This is a genomic window from Pseudomonas sp. P5_A2_2, from assembly GCF_054177685.1.
On the sequence record NZ_JBGCUL010000524.1, the window covers coordinates 1 to 3,181 of the forward strand.

A 3,181-nucleotide genomic window follows, 5' to 3' on the forward strand; every position below is an offset into this window, starting at 1 on the left:
CAACAGCGCCGCGTCCACGCCCAAGCGGCGCAAGCCCACCGCCACATTGAACGGCGAACCACCGGCAATGGCTTTGAAGTTCACTTTGGAAGCCAGACCGCTGGCGTCGTTTTCACTGAAAAAATCGAACAGCGCTTCGCCACACACCAGGTACATAGTTGTTCACTCTTCAAAGGGTTGCGACATGCTGTTGATAGCGTTCATAAGCCTGCTGACAGGCTTGTACATTGTCGGCGACCGGCAGGGTTTCACTGGCCGGGTCGAGTTTCACGCAGCGCTCGCACAAGTCCGCCAGGCTGTCTTCGTGCCCGTTCGCCCGGGATACGCACCAGGCCGCCTGAATCGCCGCACCGAGGGCTGCGGCCTCGCTTTGTTCGGTGCAGATCACCGGTGTATTCATGATGTCGGCGACGATTTGCCGCCAGACCGCACTTTTCGAACCACCGCCGATCAGCCTTATGCTGCGGCTTTGTAAGCCATTGCGGCGTAGCAGGTCCAGTCCGTAACGCAAACCGAACGTCGTGCCTTCGACCACTGCGCGGCACAGATTGGCCCGGGTCAGATTGGTCATGGTCAGGCCCGACAGGCTGCCGCTGGCATGGGGCAGGGCAGGCACCCGCTCACCGTTGAAAAACGGCAGCATGCTCACACCTTCGGCACCGATCGGCGCCTGGGCAACGAGCTCGTTGAACTGATCGATGTCGAGGTCCAGCAGGTCACGAATCAGGCCGGTGGCATTGGTCAGGTTCATGGTGCAGATCAAAGGCAGCCAGCCACCGCTTGAAGAACAGAACGTGGCAACCGCCGCTTGCGGGGCGACGTTCGGTTGATCGGCATAGGCGTACACCGTACCCGACGAACCGAGGCTCATGGTGATCGCCCCGGGCTGGATGTTGCCGGTGCCAATGGCGCCCATCATGTTGTCGCCGCCGCCACTGGACACCATTGCCCGCGGGTTGATGCCCAGCTGTTCGGCAATGCCCGGCAGAATCGTACCGACCGCCTGGTGGGCATCGATCAGCTCCGGCAGGGCGGCTTGCAGGCGTCCGCTCGGGTCGATGTCCCGCAACAATTGCAAATCCCACTGGCGCGTACGCACATTGAAGTACCCGGTGCCCGAGGCATCGCCGTACTCGCTGCAACTGCGGCCGGTGAGCCAGTGGTTGAGGTAGTCGTGGGGCAGCAGGATGCGGGCGATGCGGGAAAACACCTCGGGATGCTGCTCTTTGGTCCATAGCAGTTTGGACAGGGTGTAGCCCGGCGCGATGACCACGCCGAGGCGTTCCAGCGAACCCTTTTCGCCACCCAAGCGGGCCAGCAGGCGGTCATTTTCCGGGGTGGTTTCGGTGTCGCACCAGAGCTTGGCCGCACGCAATACCTTGCCCTGATCGTCGAGCAGCACCAGACCATGTTGCTGGCCGGACACACCAATGCCGAGGATCGACTGGCCATCGACCCTGGCCGCGAGCAAGGCGTGGCGGGTGGCGGTGGTGAAGGCTTCCAGCCACTGCCGGGTGTCCTGTTCACGACGGCCATTGGCGCCGCTGATCATCGTGTGGGCGGACGCTCCCTGACCGAGTACTTCACCACTTGCCGCGTCGAGGATGATGGCTTTGGTGCCCTGAGTGCCGCAGTCGATGCCGAGGAAGAGTTGTCGGGTTGTCATGCAGGATCCTTGGATCGTCAGGTGGATATCGTTGAGCATTCAGCATCTCTGCTGACGGTCAGGCCGCTATCGCGGGCAAGCCCGCTCCCACAGGGTTTATCTGCGAACACATTATTTGTGAACAACAGTGACCAAACTGTGGGAGCGGGCTTGCCCGCGATAGCGGCAGCAGATTCACCGCAGGGCCTACGCCAAAACTCGTTCCAATGTCCGTGACACCCCCACATCCCGCAAACTGTTGCAACACCACTCGAACGCCGCGACAAACTCCGCCGAGCGGGGAATCGCCGTACCAAAAATCTCCTCGACCGCCAACAAACGCTGGGTAATCAACACATGATCGGCCACCAGCGTCTGGCAGRACGCTGCGCGCGGGTCCGGTATCGAATAGGTCTCGCCATGCTCATCCACGCCCTTGAGGTACAACGCCCACGCCGCCACCACCAACGCTGCGCGCCGGGTCTCTCGGCCATCGGCGATCAAGCGATTGATGGTTGGCACGGTGAATTTCGGAAACTTCGACGAGCCGTCCGAACACACCCGTTCAAGCTGATCGGCAATCGCCTGATTGGAGAAACGAGCGACCAGCGTGTCTTTGTACTCGGTCAGGTTGATTCCCGGCACTGCAGGCAGTTGCGGAGTCACGTCCAGATCCATGTAGGCGCGCACGTAGCGCACGAACAGCGGATCGTTCATGGTCTCATGGACGAAGCGGTAACCCTTCAGGAATCCCAGGTACGTCAGCGCCAGATGACTGCCGTTGAGCAGCTTGATCTTCATTTCTTCGTAGGGCGTGACGTCGTCGGTGAACTGCACGCCAACCTTTTCCCAGGCCGGGCGACCGTTGACGAACTTGTCTTCCAGCACCCATTGCACAAAGGGTTCGCAAACCACTGGCCAGGCATCGTCCAGCCCATGCTGGTCGGCCAGCTGCAGGCGGTGCCGGGAACTGGTCATCGGCGTGATGCGGTCGACCATGGCGTTGGGGAAACTGACGTTGGCATCGATCCAGTCGCGCAGTTCGCCGTCGTGCAAGGCGGCGAAGGTCAGCAGGGCCTTACGGGTGACAGCGCCGTTGTGCGGCAGGTTATCGCAGGACATCAGGGTGAAGGCCGGCGTGCCGGCGGCGCGACGCTTGGCCAGTGCGGCACAGAGGAAACCGAACACGGTTTTCGGCGCCTCCGGGTGCGCCAGGTCATGCTGGATCTGCGGCAAGTGCGCCATGAATTCGCCGGTGCTGTCGTCGATGCAGTAACCGCCTTCGGTGATGGTCAGCGAGACGATGCGGATCTCGGGACTGGTCAGTTTGTCGATCAACGCCTGGGCATCGTCCTCGGCTAGCAGCATGTCGCGAATTGCCCCGATCACCTGCACCTCGGTGTCGTCGTTATCACCAAGCTCGAACAAGGTAAACAGGTAGTCCTGCTCCTTGAGATCGTCACGGGCGCGGCGGTCCTCGGCGCGCAGGCCGACACCACAGATTGCCCAGTCCAGCGCTTCTCCGGTGTTCATCAG

General features: G+C 61.5%; 2 protein-coding genes and 1 pseudogene. All 3 read right to left on the reverse strand.

What is annotated here, in order from left to right:
• Nucleotides 1-156: pseudogene (locus ACXRVY_RS21640) on the reverse strand (carbohydrate kinase family protein); the annotation flags it as partial.
• 13 nt (nucleotides 157-169) lie between these two features.
• A complete protein-coding gene (gene xylB, locus ACXRVY_RS21645; RefSeq protein ID WP_223458119.1) occupies nucleotides 170-1,666 on the reverse strand; it encodes a xylulokinase in 1,497 nt (498 codons plus the stop codon).
• 186 nt (nucleotides 1,667-1,852) lie between these two features.
• Nucleotides 1,853-3,181, reverse strand: a 1,329-nt coding sequence (locus tag ACXRVY_RS21650) for a mannitol dehydrogenase family protein (RefSeq protein WP_458238201.1), incomplete at its 5' end; no start/stop codon positions are given.